25 protein-coding genes and 1 tRNA gene are annotated in these 24,543 nt (G+C 60.7%); 12 read left to right on the top strand and 14 right to left on the bottom strand.

From position 1 onward, the window contains the following. The first annotated feature begins 216 nt into the window (after positions 1–216). The 3 genes from AC07E3_RS06310 to AC07E3_RS06300 all read left to right on the top strand — a co-directional run bounded on the left by AC07E3_RS06310 (position 217) and on the right by AC07E3_RS06300 (position 5,263). On the top strand, positions 217–1,629 hold the full coding sequence (locus AC07E3_RS06310) for a lipopolysaccharide biosynthesis protein (RefSeq protein WP_336070440.1): 1,413 nt from the start codon (positions 217–219) through the stop codon (positions 1,627–1,629). A gap of 74 nt (positions 1,630–1,703) precedes the next feature. Further along, positions 1,704–2,891: a GNAT family N-acetyltransferase gene (locus tag AC07E3_RS06305; RefSeq protein WP_478360713.1), complete on the top strand. Its 1,188-nt coding sequence runs from the start codon at positions 1,704–1,706 to the stop codon at positions 2,889–2,891. An 86-nt stretch (positions 2,892–2,977) separates the two neighbouring features. Continuing rightward, entirely contained in the window at positions 2,978–5,263 is a 2,286-nt protein-coding gene (locus AC07E3_RS06300) for an acyl-CoA dehydrogenase (protein WP_478360673.1), read from the top strand. Between the two features lie 9 nt (positions 5,264–5,272). On the opposite strand, the gene AC07E3_RS06295 is transcribed toward AC07E3_RS06300, so the two are convergent. The 7 genes from AC07E3_RS06295 to AC07E3_RS06265 all read right to left on the bottom strand — a co-directional run bounded on the left by AC07E3_RS06295 (position 5,273) and on the right by AC07E3_RS06265 (position 10,694). Continuing rightward, complete coding sequence (locus tag AC07E3_RS06295; protein ID WP_336070434.1) at positions 5,273–6,154, bottom strand: 3-hydroxybutyryl-CoA dehydrogenase; 882 nt, start codon at positions 6,152–6,154, stop codon at positions 5,273–5,275. A gap of 202 nt (positions 6,155–6,356) precedes the next feature. Further along, complete coding sequence (locus tag AC07E3_RS06290; protein ID WP_478360671.1) at positions 6,357–7,286, bottom strand: electron transfer flavoprotein subunit alpha/FixB family protein; 930 nt, start codon at positions 7,284–7,286, stop codon at positions 6,357–6,359. Between the two features lie 19 nt (positions 7,287–7,305). Then, a complete protein-coding gene (locus AC07E3_RS06285) occupies positions 7,306–8,055 on the bottom strand; it encodes an electron transfer flavoprotein subunit beta/FixA family protein (RefSeq protein ID WP_478360669.1) in 750 nt (249 codons plus the stop codon). Between the two features lie 187 nt (positions 8,056–8,242). Further along, positions 8,243–9,010, bottom strand: coding sequence for a rhomboid family intramembrane serine protease (locus AC07E3_RS06280; protein WP_478360667.1), 768 nt, complete (start codon positions 9,008–9,010; stop codon positions 8,243–8,245). Between the two features lie 40 nt (positions 9,011–9,050). After that, on the bottom strand, positions 9,051–9,632 hold the full coding sequence (locus tag AC07E3_RS06275; RefSeq protein ID WP_478360665.1) for a cob(I)yrinic acid a,c-diamide adenosyltransferase: 582 nt from the start codon (positions 9,630–9,632) through the stop codon (positions 9,051–9,053). Between the two features lie 8 nt (positions 9,633–9,640). Beyond that, positions 9,641–9,841: a twin transmembrane helix small protein gene (locus tag AC07E3_RS06270; RefSeq protein ID WP_007008808.1), complete on the bottom strand. Its 201-nt coding sequence runs from the start codon at positions 9,839–9,841 to the stop codon at positions 9,641–9,643. 19 nt (positions 9,842–9,860) lie between these two features. Next, positions 9,861–10,694: an SDR family oxidoreductase gene (locus tag AC07E3_RS06265; protein ID WP_478360663.1), complete on the bottom strand. Its 834-nt coding sequence runs from the start codon at positions 10,692–10,694 to the stop codon at positions 9,861–9,863. A 99-nt stretch (positions 10,695–10,793) separates the two neighbouring features. Between AC07E3_RS06265 and AC07E3_RS06260 the strand changes: the two genes are divergently transcribed. After that, positions 10,794–11,648: a YihY/virulence factor BrkB family protein gene (locus AC07E3_RS06260; protein ID WP_336070421.1), complete on the top strand. Its 855-nt coding sequence runs from the start codon at positions 10,794–10,796 to the stop codon at positions 11,646–11,648. Here AC07E3_RS06260 and AC07E3_RS06255 read toward each other — a convergent pair. After that, positions 11,612–12,517 (bottom strand): DMT family transporter, encoded by a 906-nt coding sequence (locus tag AC07E3_RS06255; RefSeq protein WP_478360661.1) that lies wholly within the window; start codon positions 12,515–12,517, stop codon positions 11,612–11,614. The two genes, AC07E3_RS06260 and AC07E3_RS06255, sit on opposite strands and share 37 nt — an antisense overlap. Before the next feature lie 133 nt (positions 12,518–12,650). Between AC07E3_RS06255 and AC07E3_RS06250 the strand changes: the two genes are divergently transcribed. Next, positions 12,651–12,941, top strand: a complete 291-nt coding sequence (locus tag AC07E3_RS06250; protein ID WP_065818222.1) for a hypothetical protein — start codon at positions 12,651–12,653, stop codon at positions 12,939–12,941. On the opposite strand, the gene gluQRS is transcribed toward AC07E3_RS06250, so the two are convergent. Then, positions 12,938–13,816, bottom strand: coding sequence for a tRNA glutamyl-Q(34) synthetase GluQRS (gene gluQRS / locus AC07E3_RS06245; protein ID WP_478360659.1), 879 nt, complete (start codon positions 13,814–13,816; stop codon positions 12,938–12,940). The genes AC07E3_RS06250 and gluQRS overlap by 4 nt on opposite strands. Positions 13,817–13,904: 88 nt before the next feature. Between gluQRS and AC07E3_RS06240 the strand changes: the two genes are divergently transcribed. Next, positions 13,905–14,549: a DNA-3-methyladenine glycosylase family protein gene (locus AC07E3_RS06240; protein WP_478360657.1), complete on the top strand. Its 645-nt coding sequence runs from the start codon at positions 13,905–13,907 to the stop codon at positions 14,547–14,549. A gap of 132 nt (positions 14,550–14,681) precedes the next feature. Next, positions 14,682–15,239 (top strand): HNH endonuclease, encoded by a 558-nt coding sequence (locus tag AC07E3_RS06235; RefSeq protein ID WP_065818220.1) that lies wholly within the window; start codon positions 14,682–14,684, stop codon positions 15,237–15,239. 156 nt (positions 15,240–15,395) lie between these two features. On the opposite strand, the gene AC07E3_RS06230 is transcribed toward AC07E3_RS06235, so the two are convergent. Both AC07E3_RS06230 and AC07E3_RS06225 read right to left on the bottom strand, forming a co-directional pair. Next, positions 15,396–15,902 carry a disulfide bond formation protein B gene (locus tag AC07E3_RS06230; protein WP_336070415.1) on the bottom strand — a complete coding sequence of 169 codons (507 nt, stop codon included), beginning with the start codon at positions 15,900–15,902 and terminating at the stop codon, positions 15,396–15,398. 9 nt (positions 15,903–15,911) lie between these two features. Then, the gene (locus AC07E3_RS06225; protein ID WP_065818218.1) at positions 15,912–16,493 is read right to left on the bottom strand and encodes a YqaA family protein; all 582 of its coding nucleotides are present in this window, start codon (positions 16,491–16,493) and stop codon (positions 15,912–15,914) included. A gap of 157 nt (positions 16,494–16,650) precedes the next feature. Between AC07E3_RS06225 and AC07E3_RS06220 the strand changes: the two genes are divergently transcribed. Both AC07E3_RS06220 and AC07E3_RS06215 read left to right on the top strand, forming a co-directional pair. After that, positions 16,651–16,735 (top strand) — tRNA-Leu (locus AC07E3_RS06220). A gap of 49 nt (positions 16,736–16,784) precedes the next feature. Then, a complete protein-coding gene (locus tag AC07E3_RS06215; protein WP_478360655.1) occupies positions 16,785–18,410 on the top strand; it encodes an AMP-binding protein in 1,626 nt (541 codons plus the stop codon). Positions 18,411–18,447: 37 nt separating this feature from the next. On the opposite strand, the gene AC07E3_RS06210 is transcribed toward AC07E3_RS06215, so the two are convergent. After that, on the bottom strand, positions 18,448–20,844 hold the full coding sequence (locus AC07E3_RS06210) for a putative bifunctional diguanylate cyclase/phosphodiesterase (protein WP_478360653.1): 2,397 nt from the start codon (positions 20,842–20,844) through the stop codon (positions 18,448–18,450). Positions 20,845–20,888: 44 nt separating this feature from the next. Next, positions 20,889–21,416 (bottom strand): putative pterin-binding protein, encoded by a 528-nt coding sequence (locus AC07E3_RS06205; RefSeq protein WP_336070410.1) that lies wholly within the window; start codon positions 21,414–21,416, stop codon positions 20,889–20,891. Between the two features lie 272 nt (positions 21,417–21,688). On the opposite strand from AC07E3_RS06205, the gene AC07E3_RS06200 reads away from it, so the two are divergent. Then, the gene (locus tag AC07E3_RS06200) at positions 21,689–22,045 is read left to right on the top strand and encodes a 6-pyruvoyl trahydropterin synthase family protein (protein ID WP_478360650.1); all 357 of its coding nucleotides are present in this window, start codon (positions 21,689–21,691) and stop codon (positions 22,043–22,045) included. Between the two features lie 63 nt (positions 22,046–22,108). Here the strand turns inward: AC07E3_RS06200 and tlpA are convergent, their stop codons facing one another. Further along, a complete protein-coding gene (gene tlpA, locus AC07E3_RS06195) occupies positions 22,109–22,789 on the bottom strand; it encodes a thiol:disulfide interchange protein TlpA (RefSeq protein WP_478360648.1) in 681 nt (226 codons plus the stop codon). A 32-nt stretch (positions 22,790–22,821) separates the two neighbouring features. Here tlpA and argH point away from each other — a divergent pair, with 32 nt between their 5' ends. Both argH and lptM read left to right on the top strand, forming a co-directional pair. Continuing rightward, on the top strand, positions 22,822–24,243 hold the full coding sequence (gene argH / locus AC07E3_RS06190) for an argininosuccinate lyase (protein ID WP_336070405.1): 1,422 nt from the start codon (positions 22,822–22,824) through the stop codon (positions 24,241–24,243). 36 nt (positions 24,244–24,279) lie between these two features. Then, positions 24,280–24,483 carry an LPS translocon maturation chaperone LptM gene (gene lptM, locus AC07E3_RS06185; protein ID WP_007010092.1) on the top strand — a complete coding sequence of 68 codons (204 nt, stop codon included), beginning with the start codon at positions 24,280–24,282 and terminating at the stop codon, positions 24,481–24,483. Positions 24,484–24,543: the final 60 nt, after the last annotated feature.

The following is a 24,543-nucleotide window of genomic DNA, read 5'->3' as shown; positions in this document are numbered from 1 at the left end:
CGCCCGGCTTTTTTCGTCTGTGCACTCGAAAGCCGGCTCCAGCGCCGCGCGTCTTATAAGACGCGCAAAGGACGCTGTAACACTTTTAAATGATGCATGTTCGTTGTCTTTCAAATGAATTCATTTGAAAGCGACATGCATTAGGAGTGGGCCTTTCTTTATTCTTAAACAGTTTGCGTTAAAGCGGGCAGCAGCTGTTTTGAGAGGAGTGGGGTGGTGCGTTTTTCAGCCACGGCAACCGGTGATCGCTTGCTGCCGACGCAGCTCGCCGAGCGCGCGCGCCCTTGGCTTTCAAAGGTCGACAGCCTGTTCAGCGCCCGCGATGCACGCGGAGAGGCCGGCCGCAACGCGCTCATCGCTTTTGCCATCCGCATCATCAACGCCGTGATCGCCTTCTTCAGCCAGGTGCTTCTGGCGCGCTGGATGGGCGGTTTCGAATACGGCATCTATGTGCTCGTCTGGGTGACGATGATCATCCTCGGCAACATTTCCTGCCTCGGCTTTCACACGGCGATCATACGCTTCATCCCCGAATACCGGACAAAAGGGGCTGCTGCGGAACTGCGCGGCGTGAATATTGCCGGCAGGCTTTTCGTGCTTGGCACGTCAACGCTTTTCATGCTTGCTGGTCTTGTGGGGCTTCGTTTCCTCGAGCCCGTGATCGAGTCCTACTACATCGTGCCCTTCTATCTCGGCCTGATCTGCCTGCCGATGCTGGCGCTCAGCGACCTTCTGCAGGGTGTTTCGCGCGCCAATGCATGGGTTATCTGGGCGCTGCTGCCGGCCTATTTCATACGCCCCGTGCTCATTCTGCTCTTCATGGCGATTGCCGTGCTGACGGGCTACGCGCCCGACGCGAAAACCGCCATCGTCACGGCCATCATTGCAACCTACGTCACGACACTCATACAGTTCGTAAGCATCACCACCCGCGTCGACAGAAACCTGCCCGCCGGCAAGCCCCGCTTTGCGATGAAGCACTGGGTGAGTGTGTCGCTGCCGATTTTCCTCGTCGAAAGCTTCTATTTCCTGCTCACCAATGCGGACGTGCTCATGGTCGGCCGCTATATGGCTCCAACCGACGTGGCCGTCTATTTTGCCACCGTGAAGACGCTGGCACTGGTGCATTTCGTCTATTTCGCGGTGAAGGCGAGCGTTGCACAGCGCTATTCAGCATTTATGCATGCCGGAGATCGGACCGGACTTGCAACCTTCGCTGCGGAAACCGTCAGCTGGACATTCTGGCCGTCGCTCGCCATGGGTGTCGTCGTGCTCGTTATCGGCAAACCGATGCTGATGCTTTTCGGCAGCGGTTTTACCGCCGGCTATCCTCTCCTATTCCTGCTCGTTTCCTGTGTCGTCGCCCGCGCCGCCGTCGGCCCCGCTGAAAGCCTGCTCACCATGAGCGGCCACCAGAAGATCTGCGCCGCCATCTATGCCGTAACACTTGGCATCAATATCGGGCTCAACATGATCCTGATACCGCTCTACGGCCTGTGGGGTGCAGCGATCGCCACGGGTATCGCCATTCTGTTCGAAGCAGCCACGCTCTCATTCACAGCCTGGCAGAAGCTCGGTATCCGCATGCTGGTCTTTCTCCCGGGCATTCGAAAGGAGCTCACCCCTTGAGCATCCCCCCTCTCCTTGAAGAGACAAGCGGCGGCGCATCGGGCCCTGCAGGCGACAACCCCCGCAACGCCACGCTGGAACCCGAAGCAACGCACCTCGCTTCCATGGCAACGGAAGACCACAAGCGCAAGCTCGCCGTCTATCCTGCGTCAGCCGGCTTCGAACTCGTGGATGAGCTGGATTATCTGGCAGCGCGCTCGATCGAGACGAACATCTTCTTCAATCCCCGGTTCCTGGCACCGGCCATGCCCCGGCTGGAAGACCGCGAGGTCCGGCTTGCCGTGATTCGTGACGGAACGGAGGACCGCAGCCGTTTGCGCCTTCTCGTGCCCTTCACAGTCGAGCGCCCGGTTCTGCCCTTCAGCGTCCCCGTTCTGCGCACCTGGGCCAACCCGTTCGGCCCGCTCGGTACACCGCTTGTCGACTATGACGATCCGGCCGGCGTGATCGAAGACTTCTTCGCCATGCTGGCCCGTCCGCATCTCGACCTTCCCGGGGTTTTCGTCCTCCCGGATGTCGGCCTCGACGGAGCCTTTGCTGCGATCCTGCGCACGGTGGTGGACGCGCGCAACCTGCCTTTCCAGATCACCAACCGGGTCGAACGCCCAACCCTCGAAAGCGTGCTGGACGGCGACACATATCTGCGCGATTCGCTGCGCGCGCATCACTATCGCGAGTTCCGACGCCTCAAGCGGCGCCTCGGAGAACTGGGCAATCTCGAGTACAAAATCGCCCGCCACCCGGATGAGGTGCGGCATGGCATCGAGGCCTTTCTCACTCTCGAGGCGTCCGGCTGGAAGGGGCGAGAGCGCTCGGCCATGGCGATCGACCGCTATCGGGCTGCCTTTGCCCGCGAAGCGGTTCACCGGCTCTGTGAACGCGACATGTGCCGCATCCACATGCTGACGCTCGACGATACGGTCATCGCCTGCCTGATCGTCTTCATTGAGAACGGCACGGCCTATACGTGGAAAACGGCCTATGATGAAAGCTTCGCCACCTACTCGCCAGGCACGCTTCTCATGATTGAGGTTACAAAAACGCACCTTGACGATCCCAACATCGTGATGACGGACTCCTGCGCGGTGCCCGATCACCCGGTCATGAGCCGTCTGTGGAGCGAACGCCGCCCATTGGGAACCATGGTGGTCGGGCTCACCCCGGATGCGGATCGCCATGTGCGCAAGGCAGCGGCCCAGCTGGGCCTGGTACGCCGTATGCGCAATCGTCTGCGCATTCTGCGAAACCGCCTGCGCGGCTGAACCGGCAACGGGAACCATCAGGCTGCGCCGCCCGTTCGCCTCACAGGGGCAAGCCTGATATATTGCCACAACACTGGAGGCCGGCCATGCGTTTCAAGACCTTTCGCCGAGACCGCGTTTCGAAGCCCATCTACAACTGGGCCCGCAAGATCATGCCGCCGATTTCGGAGACGGAACGGGAGGCGATCGATGCAGGAACGGTGTGGTGGGACGGCGAACTTTTCACCGGAAACCCCAACTGGGAGCAGTTTCTGGCCATGCCGCCGGCGCGCCTTTCCGAAGAGGAACAGGCCTTCATGGACGGTCCGGTGCGCGAGCTCTGCGCCATGGTCGAGGACTGGACGCTCAACTGGCGGGACCGCGATCTCTCGCCCGCCGTGTGGGATTTCATGCGCAGGAACAAATTCTTCGGCATGATCATCCCGAAAGAATTTGGCGGCCTCGGCTTCTCCAACACCGCCCATTCGGAGGTGGTGCGCACGCTCTCCTCCGCCAGCATCGTCGCCGGCGTAACGGTCATGGTGCCCAACTCGCTTGGCCCGGGCGAACTGCTCATGCATTTCGGCACCGATGAGCAGCGCAAATACTGGCTGCCGCGGCTGGCCGACGGGCGCGAAATCCCCTGCTTCGGGCTCACCTCCCCTCATGCCGGCTCCGATGCCGCAGCCATGACAGACACCGGCGTGGTGGAATACGGCACCTGGAAGGGCAAGAAGGTGCTCGGCCTGCGCCTCAACTTTCACAAACGCTATATCACGCTCGGGCCCGTGGCCACCGTGATGGGTCTCGCCTTCAAGATGCAGGACCCGGAAAATCATCTGGGCCGCGGCGAGGATCTGGGCATCACCGTCGCGCTGCTGCCGACCAGTACAAAGGGCGTCCGTCACGGCGACCGACATATTCCACAGTACACCTTCTTCCAGAACGGACCGCTCTACGGCGAGGATGTCTTCGTGCCGCTCGACCACATTCTGGGCGGTGAGGAACAGATCGGTCAGGGCTGGACCATGCTGATGACGGCGCTCGCCGCCGGACGCAGCATCTCGCTTCCCTCTCAATCGGCCGCATCCGCCGCCATGTGCGCGCGCGCCACCGGCGCCTATGCCCGGGTACGCACGCAGTTCAACGTGCCCATCGGCATGTTTGAGGGCATTCAGGAGCCGCTGGCCGAGCTGTGCGGCAATGCCTATCTCATCGACGCTGCACGGCGCACGACACTTGCGGCGCTGGACGAGGGCCACAAACCCTCAGTCATCTCGGCCATCATGAAGTACCACGCGACAGAGCGCATGCGCCGTTCCGTCGAGCATGCCATGGACATTCACGGCGGCAAGGCAATCATAGACGGCCCGAACAACTACATGGGAGCGGCCTATCGGGCGGTGCCGGTCGGCATCACCGTGGAGGGCGCCAACATTCTCACCCGAAATCTGATGATTTTCGGCCAGGGTGCCATTCGTTCCCACCCCTATATGCTCGAAGAATTGCTGGCGCTCTCGCACGAAGACAGGGATGAAGGGCTCGATCGCTTCGACGAAACCTTCTGGAAGCATGTCGGCCATGCTTTCAAGACTGCCGGTCGCGCCTTCCTGCGCGGCTGGACGGGCGGCTTCCTCAGCCCTGCGCCAAAAGGTGCGGCAATGCCCCACCACTGGAAAACGCTCTCGCGCCATTCGGCCGCCTTCGCGCTGCTGTCGGACTTCGCATTGCTGACACTTGGCGGGTCGCTCAAGCGCAGAGAGATGCTCTCGGCACGGCTGGGCGATATCCTCGCTGAACTCTATCTGCTGGGGGCCGTTCTCAAACGCTATGAAAGCGAGGGACGTTTCGCTGAGGACAAACCAATCGTCGATTACCTCATGCAGGCTGGTGAGGCGCGCATCGGCATTGCCTTCCGTGGTGTTCTCGACAATCTTCCCGCCAGGCCGGCTGCCTGGCTGGTGCGCCTGATCGCCTTTCCTGCGGGCGTTCCCAACCCGGCGCCTTCCGACAGGCTCATCACAAAGCTTGCCGAAATTCTACTGAAACCATCAGGGCAGCGGGACCGGCTGACGCCTGACCTCTATCTCGGGCAGGGGCATGACGTACACCCGCTCAAGGATCTGGAACGCGCTTTCCAGCTTGTCGTCGACGCCGCCCCCATTGAAAAGAAGATGCGCGCGAAGCATGTCAGCGACGCCCGGGAGGCCCACGATATGGACCTCATCAGCGATGCCGAATTCACACAGCTGCGCGAAGCGCGGGAAGCCGTCGAGAAGGTTATCGCTGTCGACGCCTTCCCCATGGAGGAGATTTCGGCAACGACCGCGCAGCACAAGACAAAAAAGCCCGCCGCGCGGCGTAAAGCACCGCGGCGGCAGGCCGCTGAGTAAGAGCCGGTGTTAACGAGTCGGGACGGGCGTCTCGCCGCGATAGTCGTAGAAGCCGCGACCTGTTTTGCGCCCAAGCCATCCGGCCTCGACATACTTCACCAGTAGCGGGCATGGACGGTATTTGGAGTCCGCCAACCCCTCATAAAGCACCTGCATGATCGAAAGGCAGGTGTCGAGCCCGATGAAATCGGCAAGCTGCAGCGGTCCCATGGGATGGTTGGCGCCAAGCTTCATCGCCGTATCGATGGCTTCCACGGAGCCGACGCCCTCATAAAGCGTGTAGATCGCTTCGTTGATCATCGGTAAAAGGATGCGGTTGACGATGAAGGCTGGAAAGTCTTCGGCAACCGTGATGGTCTTTTCGAGGCTTTCAACAAAGCTGCGCGCCTTCTCGAACGTATCGTCCTCCGTGGCGATGCCGCGGACCAGTTCCACCAGCTTCATAACCGGAACCGGATTCATGAAGTGAATGCCGATGAAACGCTCGGCCCGATCAGTTTGTGCGGCAAGGCGCGTGATGGAGATCGACGAGGTGTTGGTGGCGACAATGGCTTCGGGATTGAGTACCGGACAGAGCTGCGCAAAGATCTTGCGCTTGACTGTTTCATCCTCGGTGGCGGCTTCGATCACCAGATCCATGTCGGCGAGCGCCTCCATGGTTGTAGCCGGTGCAATGCGCGCCAACGCATCCTGTCGAACCTTGTCTTCAAGTTTTCCCGACGAAACCTGACGCGCCATATTTCCGGAGATGGTCGCAATACCCGCCTCGATCCGCTCGGCGGAAAGATCGTAGAGTTTTACGTTATAGCCCGCCAGCGCGGCGACATGGGCAATCCCGCTGCCCATCTGACCCGCGCCGATCACGCCCACTTTCTCAATCTTTCCTGTCATGTCGAAAACCCCGTGAGATGCGATGTGCATCCTTCGTCGCTGTTGTTGCGCTGCAAACTAAATGGGCGGCGCAATGGCGTCTACCCCTGCGGTTAAAATCCTTCTCCGACATTCGCCCGGCGCCGCCGCCTTTGAACGAGAACAAAAAAAGCCCCGCTCGAAAGCGGGGCTGTTGCCTGAGATTCCGGTGTTCTTGTTTGGCTTAAAGCGCCTTTTCGAGCTCCGGAAGCACGTCGAAAAGGTCTGCAACCAGGCCGTAATCGGCGACCTGGAAGATCGGGGCTTCTTCATCCTTGTTGATCGCAACGATCACCTTGGAGTCCTTCATTCCGGCCAGATGCTGGATCGCTCCGGAAATGCCGCAGGCGATGTAGAGATCGGGCGCGACCACCTTGCCCGTCTGACCCACCTGCCAGTCGTTCGGGGCATAGCCCGCGTCGACCGCCGCACGCGAAGCACCAACAGCAGCTCCCAGCTTGTCTGCGACGGGCAGGATGACCTGGTTGAACTTCTCTTCCGAGCCCAGCGCACGGCCGCCTGAAATGATGATCCTGGCCGAGGTCAGCTCCGGCCGGTCGCTTTCAGCGATGCGGTTTTCCACGAATGCCGAGAGGCCGGCATCGGCGGGCGCGTCGACGCTCTCCACCGCGGCCGAGCCGTCCTCGCCCGCCGCCTGGAAGGAGGCCGTGCGGACGGTGACAACGCGCTTGCTGTCCGTTGCTTCAACGGTCTGGATCGCATTGCCGGCATAGATCGGACGTTTGAAGGTCTTGGCGTCGACAACCTCGATCACGTCGGACACCTGCATGACGTCAAGCAGGGCTGCCACGCGCGGCATCACGTTCTTGCCCGTGGTTGTCGCAGGGGCGACGAAGGTGTCGTATCCGTCAGCCAGGGATACCACGAGATCGGCAAGCGGTTCGGCAAGGCGTTCCGCAAGCGCATCGCTTTCCGCGAGCAGGACCTTTCGCACACCGGCAAGCTTCGCAGCAGCATCGGCGGCGGCTTTCGCCCCCTTGCCGGCGACCAGAACGTCCACATCGGAGCCGATCTGGCTCGCGGCGGCGAGCGCCTTGGCGGTCTGGTCGGACAGGGTTTCGTTGTCGTGTTCGGCAACCAGAAGAATGGCCATCTTGTCTCTCCCTCTCCGCTTAAAGCACGCCGGCTTCGTTTTTGAGCTTGTCGACCAGTTCGGCCACCGAACCCACCTTGATGCCTGCCTTGCGGCCAGCCGGTTCCTCGGTCTTGAGCACCTTCAGACGTGCTTTGACCTCGACGCCGTAATCGCCAGGTGCCTTGGTGTCGAGCGGTTTCTTCTTGGCCTTCATGATGTTTGGCAGAGAAGCGTAGCGCGGCTCGTTCAGGCGCAGGTCCGTCGTCACGATGGCCGGCAGTTTGAGCTCGACCACCTGAAGGCCACCGTCCACCTCGCGGGTGACCCTGGCCCTGCCGTCGGCGAGTTGTACATCCGAAGCGAAGGTACCCTGGCTCCAGCCGAGCAGGGCCGCGAGCATCTGGCCGGTCTGGTTGGAATCGTCATCGATCGCCTGCTTGCCGAGGATCACGATCTCCGGCTTTTCTTCGTCGGCCACGCCCTTGAGGATTTTGGCGACGTCGAGCGGCTCGACCGCATCGTCGGTTTTCACCAGGATGGCGCGGTCAGCGCCCATGGCGAGCGCGGTACGCAGCGTTTCCTGAGCCTTGTCCGGGCCGATCGACACGGCGACGATTTCTTCGACCTTGCCGGCTTCCTTCATGCGGATCGCTTCTTCGACCGCTATTTCACAGAACGGGTTCATCGCCATCTTGACGTTCGTCAGCTCGACACCCGAGCCATCCGCCTTCACGCGGGGCTTCACATTGGCGTCGATGACCCGCTTGACCGGAACAAGGACTTTCATGCGCAATCACCTTCCATGGTGGACTTCGGTTCTGATGCTGGATACCAGCAGATGGACCCGCCGGGTGGCTGAATGCCGACATGCGCAGGGAAATTCAGAACACTCCTCCTCCCCCTCATGCGGCGTGCCGCCGGAGTTGGCGGGACCGTAGAGAGGCCTGACGTTCACGTCAATATGCAGAAATGTCCTATTGCCGCCCCCAGCGCGGTTGTTCGGTTTCAAGCGGGCGCGCGGCATCCGGTTTTTCAAGCTCCACCGCACGCGGTTTTTCCAGCCGCCGGTCGAAAAGGGGGACATCGCCGCGCTTCAGAATGAACACCAGAGCAGCCCCGGCAAGAATACCGCCCGCATGAGCGGCCCAGGAAATCTGGTTCTCCGTATCAATCACCAGCATCAGAAACTGGAACCCGATCCAGAGCGCGAGAAGAATGAAGGCGGGGATACGAATGGGAATGCGCGCAAAGGCCAGCACCCAGACCTTAACCCTTGGATGCAGGATCAGATAGGCAGCGACGATGCCGGCGATGGAACCGGACGCGCCAATGAGGGGAGCATTGGAATCCGGCGCGATGAAACCATGCACATAGGCGCCAGCAACAGCGCAGGCGAGGTAGAAAATCAGATACCGGAAATGCCCCAGCGCATCTTCCACATTGTCGCCGAACACCCACAGAAACAGCATGTTGCCACCCAGATGCATCAGGTCGCCATGCAGGAATGAATAGGTGATATAGGTGAGCGGTTCCGGAACCAGATCGAGTTCCGGCGGCAGCACCGCCAGATCGTTGGAAACGGACGGGATATAGCCAAGACCGAGCGCGGCGGCGAACGCGAAATCCGTGCCGCCCACCGCCGTCACCAGATAGGCGATCACGTTGACCGCAATGATTGCCAGCGTGACATATTGCCGTTTGATGTGCCGCAGGCTGTTGGCATCGTACAGCGGTATGAACATCGGAGCCCTCTTTGCGGGCCCCGATCCCGGCCCGAATATCTCAGCGGTTCTGCCCGGGCACCCATAGCACGTCGAGCGCGCCATTGTCATTCACGGCGCGTGAGGCAACGAACAGGAAATCGGAGACGCGATTGATATAACGCATCGCCGCGTCGCTGACGATTTCACCTTCGATGGTTCGAAGTTCCACCATCAGGCGTTCGGCCCGCCGTGAAACGGTACGCGCGAGATGCAGCGCAGCCGCAGCCGGTTTGCCGCCCGGCAGGACGAACGACCGCAGCGGCGCCAGCCCGGCGTTCAATGCATCGATATCCGCTTCCAGCCGGTCGACCTGGCTCTGCACGATCCGCAGGGGCTCGTATTTCAGCACCTCGCCGGTATCCGGCGTGGCGAGATCGGCTCCCAGATCGAAGAGATCGTTCTGGATGCGCGCAAGCATCGCGTCGATGCGCGGCTCCGTTTCCGCCAGATGAACACGCGCCATGCCGATACAGGCGTTCGCCTCATCGACCGTGCCATAGGACGCGACCCTGAGATCGGATTTCAGGCGGCGCTCTCGCGAGCCGAGGCCCGTCGTCCCGTCGTCACCCGTGCGGGTATAGATCTTGTTCAGCTTGACCACGAAATCCCTCAGCCACCCTTTGAACGCGCATAGTAAAGCGCAAGCACGACGAAGACGATGGCGACCGCCTGCAGGATAACCCGGGCCTGCATGAGCTTGTTCGACGTGTTGGCCGAGCCGCCGCGCATCATGTTCATGAGACCGCGAATGAGGACGATCACGACCGCCATCATCACAAGGATGGAAAGGATGTTGAAGACTGTGGACATGGCGGCTTTCTTCTCGGTTTCAGCCCTGGTTCGACAGGAAGCGGTACAACATGCGCGCCGGAAGGAGCCGTTTCAATGCGACACCGACACGCGCCGGTGTGGTTACCACATAGTGCGGCCTTGGGTTCGGGGAAAGGAGCGCATGAGAAAGCCGCGCATAAACCGCCTCCGGTCCGAGCTTGAAGCGTGATTTCACGCCACCCTGCCGCAGACGGGCGAGTTGCGTCTTGTAGGCCTCCCGATGCACAGAGTTTTCATGGTCGATGTAGCGCTCGAACCATGGGAGCCCATTGCTGGCGATTTTGGACTCGATGGGTCCCGGTTCAATCAGGGAAACGTGGATGCCCGAGCCCTCAAGCTCGGCGCGCTGGCACAGCATCAGACCTTCGAGCGCATGTTTCGAGGCCGCGTAGGCACCACGGTATTTGATGGGGATGAGGCCCAGGATCGAGGAGCAATGAACGATGCGGCCCTGCCCCTGCCGCCGCATCACCGGAACCAGGCGCTGCGTGAGGTCGTGCCAACCGAAAACATTGACCTCGAACTGATGGCGCAACGCTTCCACCGGAAGATCCTCGACGGCGCCGGCCTGAGCATAGGCGCCATTGTTGAAAAGTGCATCGAGTGAGCCGTCGGTGCGCTCCAGCACGTTCTCCACAAGCGTGGCGATTGATTCGGGCTCCGCATAATCGAGATAGAACGGCTCGATACCTTCCTGTTCAAGGAGCGTCCGGTCCTCCGGCCGCCGCACCGTTGCGAACACACGCCAGCCGTCCCTGCGCAGCGCGCCAGCACACCATGCACCTATACCGGAGGAAGCGCCGGTGATGAGAATCGTACGGTCCGCGCCCATGAATTTCCTGTCAGCACTTGTCTATAAGTGTCACGGTTTCACATATTGGCCGATGTGAAACAACAAGAAGAAGCATCGAGAACAGCGAAGGGAAGAACCGTGCGCGGACTGAAAGCCACCAGACGCATCATCGCCGATGCGCTCGGGCACTTCAACACCGACGACGGCTGGGCCATGGCCAGTCACGTCGCCATTTCGGCGCTTATGGCCCTGTTTCCATTCCTCATATTCGCCACCGCGCTGGCAAGCTTTCTCGGCGCAGACACTTTTTCACAGCAGGCCGTCGACCTCATATTCGATACGTGGCCGAAAGAGGTCGCAGAGCCAATTGCACGGGAAGTCCATAATGTGCTCGGTGTGCGCCGCAGCGACGTTCTGACCTTCGGTGTGGTGCTGGCCGGTGTGTTCGCATCCAACGGCGTAGAGGCGCTGCGTCTGTCCCTCAACCGTGCCTACCGGGTCAGTGAAAAGCGCTCGATCTTCCGCCTGCGTGCGCAAAGCCTGTTCTTCGTGCTCGTCGCAACGCTCGGCTTTCTTGCGATCAGTCTTCTGCTCGTCATCGCACCCGTGGCGCTGCGCATCGCCGCCAGCAATCTCGAATGGATCGCCCCCTATGTCGGCACCATCACCTTCTGGCGCTACGTCATCGCGCTGACCGTGCTTATACTCGCCCTGATTTCGGTTCACCTCTGGCTGCCCGCCGGCCGGCGCAGTCTCTGGGATGTGCTGCCGGGCGTCGTCTTCACGCTTTTCGGATCATTCATCGGATCCAGCCTTTTCGCCGCCTATCTCGGGCGCTTCGGCAGCTACGCCAGCACCTACGCCGGCCTCGCATCGATCATGATCGCGGTGGTGTTTCTCTACATCATCTCGGCCGTGTTCATTCTCGGCGGAGAACTGAATGCCTCGATCAAGCGCTACCGGGAAGCGCGCGCCGTGGCCGGAGCCGGCTGACGCGGCGTACGGCGCGTGGCAAGCGCCACGCCGAACGTCGTGACCGCCATGCCGACAAGCTGCACCGGCGTCAGGGTCTCATCGAAGAGGAGCCATGCCATAAGCGCCGTCACCGCCGGTACGAGATAGAAGAGCGAGGCGACCCGCGCCACTTCGCCTTCACGGATGAGGATCATCAACAGGAAGATCGCGCCCAGCGAGAGCACGAACACCAGCCACGCCATGGCGAAGACCAGCTCACCGTTGAGTACGAACTCCTGTGTCTCGATCGTCAGCGAGACGAGAAACGTCACCGCCCAGCCACCGACATATTGATAAAGTGTAACGGTCACCAGATCGGCGGTCGCAACAAAGCGCTTCTGCCAGACGGTACCGACGCTCATGGCGATTACCGCCACAACAGCCGCGCCAATGGTCGCCACCGTAACACCGCCGCTGATGGAACCGAATTTCGGTGAAAGAACTGTGATGACGCCGGCCAACCCCACCACCAGGCCGAGCCAATGCTTTCCAGTCACTTTCTCACCCAGGAACAGTCCCGCGATGACTGCGGTCAGCATGGGCTGGAGTCCCACGATGAGCCCGGCGAACCCCGCCGGCAGCCCGTTGCGCACCGCCCAGAAGACACCGCCCAGATAGACCCCGTGCATCAGCACACCCGCTATCGCGGCATGAAACGCGTTGCGCGGGCCGATTGCCTTCGCATTCACCATCGGAACGATCAGCAGCAGGACGCCAAAGGTCAGTGCAAAACGCACCCACAAAAAGGTGAAGGGCTCGGCCCATGGCATTGCGTAGCGCGCACCGATGAAACCGGTCGCCCAGAGCAGGACGAACAGGGCCGGGATCGCCCTTGTGAGATCGTTCATCGGATGTGTCCCTGAATATGACAGCGCGGTGATCAACCGCGGCTTTATCAGCCTCACCCCCGGCAAGGAAAGCGAAACATTTCCATCGTAGGCTCAATGGAAGTGATCCAAGGCGCCGCCGGGGGATGCGCAGATGCTGATGAAACTGGATACGAGCTGGCTGATTTTCGCGCTCGTCGCCGTCACGATGATTGCCTACATCCTCTCGCTCGGTCTCGACGCCGCCATGAAGGACGACGGGTTCGGCGCGGTGGGCAATGCCGTGATCATCACCGCCGCATTCTTCGGCACCATCCATCTGGCCAACCAGCGGGGAATTCGGTTTTCGAGCCTTACCGAAGGAGCAACCGCCGGCCTCGGCGGCGCTTTTGCAGCGCTTCTTGTCCTTGTCGTGGTCAAGGCGGTTCTCAGACGGCTGAGCTAGGGGACTCCAACCATCCGGGCTATGTCGCCCGGCGTCGCACCGCTCTCGCGCAACGCGGCAAGGCTGGTATCGCCCCGGCTCTTGGAGAGCTTGCGGCCATCACCGTCCAGAACAAGGTCATGATGATGATATTGCGGCACCGACAGACCCAGCAGTTCCTGAAGCACGCGGTGCACGGCAGTCGCGTGGAAAAGATCGCGCCCACGCACCACATGCGTGATGCCCTGCAGCGCATCGTCGACCACCACCGATAGATGATAGCTTGCCGGGATTTCCTTTCGCGCGATCACGACGTCACCCCAGCTCTCCGGCATTGCCCGCACACGGCCCGTTTCCCCTTCCGGCCCCTGCCCTGTCTCGCCCCAGTCGAGCGTGTTCCCGACATGGGCGATGGCCGAGGCCATGTCGAGCCGCCATGCAAAGGGCGCGCCCTCATCGATCAGCGCCTGACGCTCCCGTGCACTCATATGGCGGTCTTCTCCTGGGTAGACCGGCGCACCATCCGGGTCGCGCGGCCAGCGCTCGCCACCCGCCTCGTGCTCGGCTATGCGCACCCGCACCTCCCCCCGGCTCATGAAAGCCGGATAAACAAGGTCCGCGTCGATCAGCCTTTCAAGAGCCGCACGGTAATCGTCAAAATGATCCGACTGGCGACGCACCGGCTCCTCCCATCGAAGGCCAATCCATGCGAGGTCGCGCAGCACGCCACGCTCCAGTTCGGGCGTGCAGCGGGTCACGTCGATATCTTCCATGCGCAACAGAAAGCACCCTCCCGCCTCCCGCGCCATCCGCTGGTTCAAAAGCGCCGAATAGGCGTGACCCAGATGAAGCTGACCGTTCGGGCTCGGTGCGAACCGGAAGACCGGGCGTGTCATGAGTGATGCGTGAATCGGGTTGCAGTCGGCATGGGACGATTGCTACGGCTTTCTTCTGCGCTCGGCAAGAACAGGCCACACCAACCCGATGAAACGCATAGACACGGACGCGGACATTCTGCAGGCACTCGAGGCTCTGGTCGCAATCGATGTCCGTCTTCAGGCCGTGCGCGACTGCGCCGGCGACATTCCTCTGAGGCGCAGCGCGCCCGGCTTTGCAAGCCTTGTTTCCATCATCCTGTCGCAGCAGGTTTCGCGTGCCAGCGCCAATGCCATTGAAGCCCGGCTGATCGGGCTTATCAATCCGCTCACGCCCAGTGCCATTCTTGCCGCGGGCGAGGAACCGCTGATCGCCGCCGGCCTGTCGCGCGCCAAGCAGCGCACAGTCCTGGCACTCGCTCGGGCGATCGTGGAAGATGGTTTCAACCTTGAGACCCTGTGCGCACGCGACGCCGGTGACGCCATCACCAGCCTGACGGCGATCCACGGGATCGGCCCCTGGACAGCGCAGGTCTATCTTCTTGTCTCCGCCGGTCATCCCGATGTTTTTCCAGCCGGCGACGTGGCCCTGCAGGCGGCCGTGGCCGATGCCCTGGGGCTGCCTGAGCGGCCCAATGCAAAGAGCCTCGCAGGTCTGGCCGAATCATGGGCACCGCTTCGGGCCGTCGCCGCACGCCTGTTTTGGGCCTATTACCGCGAGATGAAGGGCGCAGAAGCGGCTCCGTTGCCATGACGGGAACAAAAAACTGCGAAAATCCAGTTGTTTGAGGTGTCATAAAGCAAAATATGCGCTTCACATTCCTGTCACGGCGGGCTTACAGTATCCGCATCGATCGACTTGGTCAGTTGAAGGAGCTTCAAGGACGTGACGATCGCGGCTTCGCCAGACAGCATGCCTGCTCTGGTGCTGAATGCGGACTACAGACCGCTCAGTTACTATCCCTTGTCACTGTGGTCGTGGCAGGATGCCATCAAGGCAGTCTTCCTCGACCGGGTCAATATTGTTGCCGAATACGACCAGCAGGTCTCATCCCCGTCATTCGCGATGAGACTGCCGAGCGTTATCAGCCTGAAAACCTATGTAAAACCGTCGCGCTACCCCGCCTTTACGCGTTTCAACGTGTTCCTGCGCGACCGTTTCCAGTGCCAGTATTGCGGCACCCGCGAAGACCTGACCTTCGACCATGTCATTCCCCGCCGTCTTGGCGGCGTTACCTCCTGGGAAAATGTGGTCGCGGCCTGCTCGCCCTGCAATTTGAAGAAGGGCGGTGTCATGCCCGCCCGCGCAAAGATGTGGCCGCAGCAAAAACCCTATCGCCCGACCGTTCACGACCTGCACAACAATGGACGCCTTTTTCCGCCCAACTACCTGCATGAAAGCTGGATGGATTACCTCTACTGGGATGTCGAGCTGGAGCCGTAACGCGCCGGTCGTTGTTTCACGCGGAAGAGCGGAACCGCATTCCCTTCCTGCCCCCGGAGCATCGGACCGAAAGGCGGAATCCGGTTGTCGGATTATTCCGATGCGCCATCAATAATTTAGATCGTCTTTGGTGCGTCCGGATGGACGCATGACGGTCTAGCGCTTGAAAGCAGCCCTCAGGGCGATGAACGCCCACAGGGCGCTCGCGAGAACGTTCCAACCGGCGAATGAAAGCCCCAGGAAACGCCCCGCGGCCTCACTGCATGATGGCGGGATCACCGCGTTAAGCTGGTCGAGCAGATTGCCGCCCAGGTTCTGGCCGGCCGCACCGGCGCCGCAGTCGGCCGGACCTTCCCACCATTTCCATTCGACGCCCGAATGATAAATGCCAAGGGCCATGCCATAGAGCATCAGCGCGGCGCCGACGAGCAGCAGTCCCCGGGTGACAGGCGGCGGCGCTTTCAGCCATGAAGCCAGGAGTGCAAGCAGCATCAGCGGCACACCGATATAATAGGGCGTGCGCTGCTCAAGACACAGCATGCACGGAATGTACCCTCCGATATGCTCGAAACCGAGCGCTATGCCCACGGTTGCAGCCAGGCCGACGGTAAGCAGTCCGGCGCTCAGGGTCTGGGTGGCACCGGTGGGAGCGGTAAGGGACATGAAGGGCCTCTAGAAAACGTATCGGATGGCAACGAAGCCGCCGATCAGCAAAACCATGAAAAGGGTGAAAAGAAGGCCGAGGTTCTTCTCGATGAACACCCGGATCGGGGGGCCGAACCGGTATAGCAGCCAGGAAACGAGGAAAAAGCGCAGGCCCCGCCCGATCACCGAAACGACGACGAAGACCAGGAGATTGAGCCCGGTGGCGCCCGAAAAGATCGTCAGAACCTTGTAGGGAAACGGTGTGACCGCAGCGAAAAGCACACCCCAGCCACCCCATTCATTGTACCAGCCGGCCACCTGTTCAAATGCATTCTCCTTGCCATAGAAGGCCAGGATCGGCTGCCCGACTGTCTCGTACAGAAAGGCCCCGATGGCGTAGCCGAGAAGCGCGCCAAGAACGGAGCTTATGGTGCAGATGAATGCATAGCGCAGCCACTTGGCACGTTCGGAGAGAACCATCGGGATCAAGAGAACGTCCGGCGGAATGGGAAATACCGAACTCTCGATGAAAGACACGGAACCCAGGGCCTTTTCCGCATGCCGTGTGGCAGCGAGTGACATGGTCCAGTCGTAAAGTTTGCGAAGCATGGAAGGCCCTCAATGAGGGGTTTTGTCTAGCCGCTGCGGCGCGCCGGCGCAACGGCGATGGTGAAAGACGTGGCAGGTCCGACGATTTACCATGCGAAGTGTTGACGGAAGCCCGCTTCCCCGTATAGTCCGCAACCTGTCCGGCCGTTCGCGGCGGGCCCCTGTGGCGGAATTGGTAGACGCGCTCGACTCAAAATCGAGTTCCGCAAGGAGTGCTGGTTCGATCCCGGCCAGGGGCACCACTTTCCCCGGAGCATCGCGGTGCGGGACAGGGGGAGGATTGGCACGGCAATGCTTGAACGGCGCGAGAGCTATCGGCAGCTTTACGACGGGTTCCGCTGGAACATTCCCAAAACCTTCAACATCGGCGTCGCAATCTCTAACGCATGGGCCGCGCGCGCGCGCGATCGCATTGCACTCCTTGAGCACCGCCCCGACGGCAACCCTGCAACGCTGACCTATGGCGAATTTTCCGCGCGATCGGACGCGCTCGCCTCCGGACTTGCCAGGGCAGGGTTGGGGCGGGGGGACAGGGTGGCGTTGCTGTTGCCGCAGTCGTTCGAGACCGCAATCGCCCATGCCGCGATCTACAAGCTTGGGGCGGTGGCCGTGCCGCTCGCCCTCCTCTTCGGCTCGGAGGCCCTCGAATACAGGCTTTTTACGGCCAGCGCGGCAGCTGTCATCACCACGGGAAGCGGCCTTGCAAAGGTCGCGCATATCCGCGACCGCCTGCCGGCGCTGAAGCTCGCCATCTGTGTTGATGGCGCAGATGGTGCTGCCCAGGATTTCCACAGGATCGTCGCCGACAATCACGGCCCTTTCACGCCAGCCGACACCGGCCCCGACGATCCGGCCATGATGATCTTCACGTCCGGCACGACAGGTCCACCCAAAGGCGCTCTGCACGGGCACAGGGTTCTGCTCGGACACCTGCCTGGCGTGCAATTCCACCACGAGTTCCTGCCGCAGGATCGCGACCTCTTATGGACACCGGCCGACTGGGCCTGGGCGGGCGGCCTTCTCAACGTTCTCTTACCCGGGCTTTATCTCGGGACACCGGTCGTCGCCGGGCGGTTTGAGAAATTCGACCCCGAAACAGCGCTCGGCCTCATGGAAAAGATGAAGGTGCGCAACGCATTTATCCCGCCGACGGCGTTACGCATGCTGAAGGCGGTATCGGGCATTCAGAAGCGGTTCGATCTCTCATTACGCACCATAGGCTCTGGCGGAGAAGCCCTCGGCCGCGAAACATTCGAGTGGGCGCGGGGCGAGCTGGGCCTTCACATCAACGAGTTCTACGGCCAGACCGAATGCAATCTGGTCCTCTCTTCCTGTCACGCACTGAAAGTCGGCAAGCCCGGCGCCATCGGCCTTCCCGTTCCCGGCCATCGCGTTGCGGTCATCAATGGTGAAGGCAGCCCCGTGCGCGACGGCGAGCCCGGCGACATTGCCGTCCTGCGACCCGATCCCGTGATGTTCCTCGGATACTGGGAAAACGACGCGGCAACCCGCGAGAAATTCATCGGCGACTGGATGACCACGGGCGACCAGGGCATCCGTGACGAAGAAGGCTATATCCACTTCGTCGGGCGCGATGACGATGTCATCACCTCGGCTGGCTATCGCATCGGACCGACCGAGATCGAAGACTGCCTGACCGGCCATCCCAAAGTTTCGCTCGCTGCTGCCGTGGGCAAACCCGATCCGGTGCGCACGGAGATCGTGAAGGCCTACATTGTTCTTCGCGAAGGAACGCAACCCAGCGAAGCGCTGGCGGAAGAAATCCGCCTGTGGGTCCGCGAGCGCCTCTCGGCCCACGAATACCCCCGTGAGATTGCCTTCGTTGAATCCATGCCGTTAACGACGACCGGCAAGGTGATCCGCCGCATATTCCGGGAACGCGCGAGAAACGAATAGGCCGACACGTCTGGCGTCACAATACCGGCATCGGCAGTCAGGCAGCGTAGCGTCTGCGCTTGTGCTCGTCGAGGAAACCGGGGATGTCCCTGGCAAGGATGGGCTTGCTGAAGAGATTGCCCTGCGCCTCGTCGCATCCCATCGCGCGAATGATGCGCAACTGCTCCTCCATCTCGACACCCTCCACGACGGTGGTCATGCCAAGCGTAAAAGCCAGATTGACGATGGTCTGAACGATGGCTGCCTGGTCCGCACTCTTGGTGATTTCCTTGATGAAAAGACGGTCGATCTTGACCTTGTCGAAGGCAAATTTCTGCAGGTAGCTGAGCGATGAATAGCCAGTGCCGAAATCGTCAAGCGATATTCGTGTGCCAAGCTGCCGCAAACGCCGAAGATCCGCATGCAGTTTCCGGTTGTCTTCAAGCAGAAGTGTTTCCGTGATCTCCAGTTCCAGCCGGTTCGCCGGTGTATCGGTTTCCACAAGAACGCGCGCAACGGTCTCCACAATGTCATCCCGCTTGAACTGCATGGGAGACAGATTGGCGGCAATGCTGATGTCGTCGGGCAGCGACTTCATCTCCATGCAGACCTGTCGCAGCACCCATTCGCCCAGTTGAACGATGGCACCCGTATCTTCTGCGATCCCGATGAATTCGTCCGGAGAGACAGGCCCGTGAACAGGATGCGTCCACCGCAACAGGGCTTCGAACGTCGTGACCTTGTTTGTTCCCAGCCCGATGATCGGCTGGAACACCAGGTGGAACTGCTCGTCCAGATTGGCGGAACGAAGCTCGGCCTCGAGTGCCCTGCGCCGCTGCAGGCGCTTGTTCATGCCCTCTTCATAGAAGCGGAACACACCCCGGCCGTCCCCTTTCGCCTGATAAAGGGCCACATCGGCCTGCATCAGAAGATCGTCCGCGGCATCGTGGTCAGGGTCGGCAACGGCAATACCGACACTCGCTCCGGTGAGAACCTGGTGTCCCTCGATTATGTAGGGATCGTCGAGCGCATCGATCAGCCGCTTGGCAAGGCTGCTCGCCTGTTCCGGCTTCTCGACATTTCCCTGAACGACAACGAACTCGTCACCGCCGAGACGCGCCACCGCATCCGTCTCACGCACGGTGTTTCGAATGCGACCGGCCACCGCACGAAGCAAAGCGTCGCCGACGGGATGCCCAAGCGTGTCGTTGATGCTCTTGAAATTGTCCAGGTCGACGCACATCACCGCCGTGGAAAGACCGCGTTCATTGCTGCTGGCGAGGATTTCCTCCAGCTGCTCGCGCATCATAAGACGGTTCGGTAGATCAGTAAGCGTATCGTGGCGCGCCATGTAGGCGACCTGGGCCTGCGCCTTGTGGCGTTCGGTGATGTCCTCATAAGTTGCAACCCAGCCGCCGCCGCGCATGGGCTGATGCGAAATCAGGATCGTCCTTCCATCGCGCAGTTCCTGTGTCAGCGTATCGGAGCGATTCTGCTCGATCAGCCGCGATTGCAGTTGCGCGACTTGTTCCGCCTCGTCCTCCGCACTGGCACCGGCCTCCACCATATCGCCGATAAGCTGGTGCAGGGAGGTGCCGAGCCTGAGCTGCTCCTGCGTCAGCCCGTAGATGCTTTCCATCTTCTGGTTGCTGACAATAAGCCGTCCCTGTGCATCGAACATGCAAAGGCCGTGAGACATATTGTTCAGGGCCGTGTTGAACAGCAGGTTCTGAGTGATCAGTTCATCGTTGGCGCGACGGGCAGCCTGCGCGCTTTCGCTGAGTTCCGCACTCGTGCGCAGCAGGTCCTCATTGGTTGCCTTGAGCCGTTGCTGAACGCTGATCTGCAGCCGGTGCTGCCATCTCAGCATGGCTATGAACACAAACCCGGTTATGACAAGCGAAAGCGCCAGTGCCGAGAACAGCCAGTGGAGCCTGAGAAGCTCCCCCTGATCCTTTGCCTGGGCTGTCGCACCATATTCATTGGCCTTGGAAGCGAGAGCGACCATCTTGCTTTCCAGCGGCGCCGTGAGATCAAGCGCGATCTGCGCGTTCTCGGGCCTGTCAATCTCACCGATGAACGTGCCGATCTGCTGCAATGCCGAAGCCAGTTGTTCAACCGTTTCCCTGTTTTCGGGCATCACGGAGACAAAACTCATGAACTCACCCTGCTCGAACAGACTAAGCCTGCTCCTCAGGATCTGATACCGCAGTTCCACATCCTGCCTGTTGGCTTGCGGTGGCTCGACCAGTACGGCCGTGAGCCTCTGGCGAAAACGCAGAAGCTCGTTCATGCCCTGGCTCGCGCTATAGGCGATGTTGTAGCGGAAGATCTGCGTCAGCGCTTCCTGACGCTGAAAAATCAGGACAGAGATGTAGAGTGCCGCAACGGCAAGCGCGATCATGCCGACGGACAGCACCATCTGCACCACGCGCGATGCCGTGCGGCGCCTCATTTTTCTTGTCTCCGGGTCCGACATGGGCAAGGCCTGTCAGACGCTTACCGAACGGTAAAGCGTCGAACCTGCCATACAGAACGCGAGAAATACTTCTGCGTGTTCAGTTTCGGGTCGGAATCATACGGATATATGATGAACAGAGGCCCCTTGTCGCTGATCGGCATGTAATTCCCGTCTCGCTTGTAAGCGAGAATGGCACCATATTCTGCAAAATCGGCTATCGGTACCGGCGCCTGATAGTCGTTGAGTGCCGTCACGACCAGTTCGTCGCCATCGGCCTTGACCAGTGCCATGACTTCCGAAAGAAGCGCCCCTTCAAATTCGACCGCATTATCAAACCATGGGGTGCTTGTCCGGATCTTTGCGGACTTCAGGGCCTCGAGCATTGCGAGGTCGAAATCGGCAACTCCATCGCCATTGGTTGCACCGATGTTGCCGTCAATCGTCAGGATGACATCCCCCTGCGGCTTCGGCAAAGTGGCATCCTGTGCGAAAGCAGGAGCGACAAACGAGAAGAGCAGCAACGACACCGCCGCAAACCAGCCTCCCGCGAGTTTTTTATTGTGCATTTTTCAGCCTCTTTAGTGGCGTAAACTCCAACGCAGTCCACAATAGTGCCGGCTAACCAACAACAGGTTAACGGCGCGGCCACTCGACACACATACTGCTGGCGATTGACACGCTCCGCAGCCAGTGCCAAAGCTCTATGCTCAAAGGACTATACAACAGACAGGCCGGCTCGCATAACGGTCGTGAGTCCAAATCTCTCCCAATGCGATGAAACGCGGGAGAAAAAACACCCAGAACCAAGAAATATATTTCCAGATTAGGGGTTTAGGAAGTGGAAACGTACAAGGAATTCACCTTCGAGGCAGCGCATAAGCTGGAGCCATATTCCGGCCTCCACGGCCATTCCTTCAAGGTCTCCGTCCATCTCGTCGGCGAGCCGGATCCGGTCTTTGGCTGGGCTGCCAATCTGTACGAAGTGGAGAAGCAGATCGACGAGATTCACAAGATTCTCGATCACACCTATCTGAACGATATCGAAGGCCTTTCCGTGCCGTCGCTCGAGAACCTGGCCAAATGGATTTACGACAGGCTGGCCGAGAAATCCCCTACCCTTCAACGTGTTGAGCTGAAGCGCGGTGCCGAAGGACAGGCGGAAGGCTGTGTTTATCAGCCGGCCAAAGCCGCCTGACGGGCCCTTGCCGTCCTCGCATGGTCAAAATTGCTTCGGGGAGCCATGGCTCCCCGATTGAGTTTATTCCGGTTTTGCAAGAGCAGCATCGATCAGCCGCTCAGCGTCCGGGCTGCCCCATTCCGCCGGCCCGTTCATGTGCGCCAGCAGGCATCCGTCTTCATCGATCAGCAGCGTGACCGGCAAACCGAGCGCCAGCCCCTGGCTTTTAACATCGTTGAAAATCTTCATCGAGGCATCACGGTAGTAGCCCAAGGCCTCAATGCCTGTCTCCTGAAGAAAGGTGGTGGGCTTTTCATCATCGCCACGATCGACATTCACCGCCACGACCTCGAATGCGTCCGCCCCCTTTGCTGACTGCAGTGCATCCAGCGCCGGCATTTCTTCCCGGCATGGCGTGCACCAGGTGGCCCACAGGTTCATCAGCACGACCCGGCCCGAAAAATCGGCGACCGTCATCGCTTCTCCATCGGGCCCGTTGAAGCCCAGATTTTTGAGCGAACGCGGCGGGTCGGCTGCAAGCATCGCCGCAACATGACCTGTTGCCGCATCGCCTAACGCTTTGGCTTTTGCCTGCTTCGCAGAGCAGGTTGCGCTATCGGCTTCAGCGACAATCGGCGTCGCCGCCGTGTTGCCATCCAGCCCGCCCTTCACGTATACCGCAATCGCACCCGCGATGGCGCCCGCAGCGACAGCCAGGACGACCAGACGGAGTGCCGGGAATTTTTGTTTCTGCTTCGACATTCTTCTTTCCACACTAGCGCCCGGTTATCATGATGAGCGAAGACCAAGCCAGCAACCGCATGTGGGGTGGACGTTTTGCCTCAGGACCCGATGCCGTCATGGAGGCGATCAATGCATCCATCGGTTTCGACCAGAAGCTCTACGCCCAGGACATCCGCGGCAGTCTGGCCCATGCCGCAATGCTGGCGAAGACTGGCATAATTTCGGCGGAAGACGAAAAAAAGATCGTTCACGGGCTGAACACGATCCTGTCAGAGATCGAGGCCGGCAGGTTCACCTTCTCGGCGCAGCTTGAAGACATCCATATGAATGTCGAGGCACGGCTGGCGGAGCTGATCGGACCCACTGCCGGGCGCCTGCACACCGCACGCTCGCGCAATGACCAGGTGGCACTCGACTTCCGTCTCTGGGTCAAGGAAGAGCTGCAGCGCATCGATGCCGCGCTTGGCGGCCTGATCGAAGCTTTCCTCACCCGTGCCGAAGAGCACGCCGCCAGCGTGATGCCGGGCTTCACGCATCTGCAGTCGGCGCAGCCGGTGACGTTCGGCCATCACATGATGGCCTATGTCGAGATGTTTGGCCGCGACCGTTCGCGCGTGCGCGATGCCATTGAGCGGCTGGATGAAAGCCCGATCGGCGTTGCGGCACTTGCCGGCACCGGCTTCCCGGTCGACCGCCACATGACGGCGGAGGCGCTCGGCTTCCGCGAGCCGACGCGCAACTCGATCGATACCGTCTCGGATCGCGATTTCGCCCTTGAATTCCTGTCGATCTCAGCCATCTGCGCCACGCATCTTTCCCGGCTGGCCGAGGAAATCGTCATCTGGTCGACGCCGCAGTTCGGCTTCGTGCGCCTGTCGGACTCCTTCTCCACCGGCTCCTCGATCATGCCGCAGAAGAAGAACCCGGATGCCGCCGAGCTGATCCGCGCCAAGACCGGCCGCATCAATGGTGACCTGATCGCGCTGCTCACGGTGATGAAGGGCCTGCCGCTCGCCTATTCCAAGGACATGCAGGAAGACAAGGAAGCCGTCTTCGACGCTGCCGAGACGCTCGACCTGATGCTGGCCGCGATGACTGGCATGGTTGGCGACATGGAGGTCAACACGACCGCCATGAAGAAGGCCGCCGGAGCCGGTTTCTCCACCGCCACCGACCTTGCCGACTGGCTGGTGCGTGAAGCGGGCCTGCCGTTCCGCGAGGCGCATCACGTGACGGGCCGCGCCGTGGCGCTTGCCGAGGAAAAGAAGTGCGGACTTGAGAAGCTTGCGCTGGAAGACCTCCAGGCGATCAACCCGGCCATTCACGATGGCGTTTTCTCGGTGCTGTCGGTTGGCAATTCCGTGAAAAGCCGCACCTCCTATGGCGGTACGGCACCTTCGGAAGTGCGCCGTCAGATCCGTTACTGGAAGAAACGCCTGAAACGGGATGCAACGCCCGCCAAAAAGCGCTAAAACGCAGCGCACGCACTTTCGAGGAATGGAACGCTCATGACGGCCCGCCGCACGCTCACCCTTGTCATGCTCGGCCTCGCGCTTGGCCTTGCCGCCTGCGGGCGCAAGGCTCCGCTTGATTCGCCCTACGAGGCGGCATTGGATGCACGCAAGGAAGCCGAGCGCAACGACCAGCCTGTGCCCCCGGCACCGGAGAAACCGGTTGAGGATCGTCCATTCATTCTCGATGGTCTTCTCTAGAACAGAGCCAAAAGGGCCTGCGCCGCGCGGCGGCGCAACCCCGCGTCCAATCGCCCAGCC

Source organism: Nitratireductor lacus, from assembly GCF_056431025.1.
The sequence above is the reverse complement of the archived record's forward strand: the minus strand, read 5'-3'. Positions and strand labels throughout refer to the sequence as shown.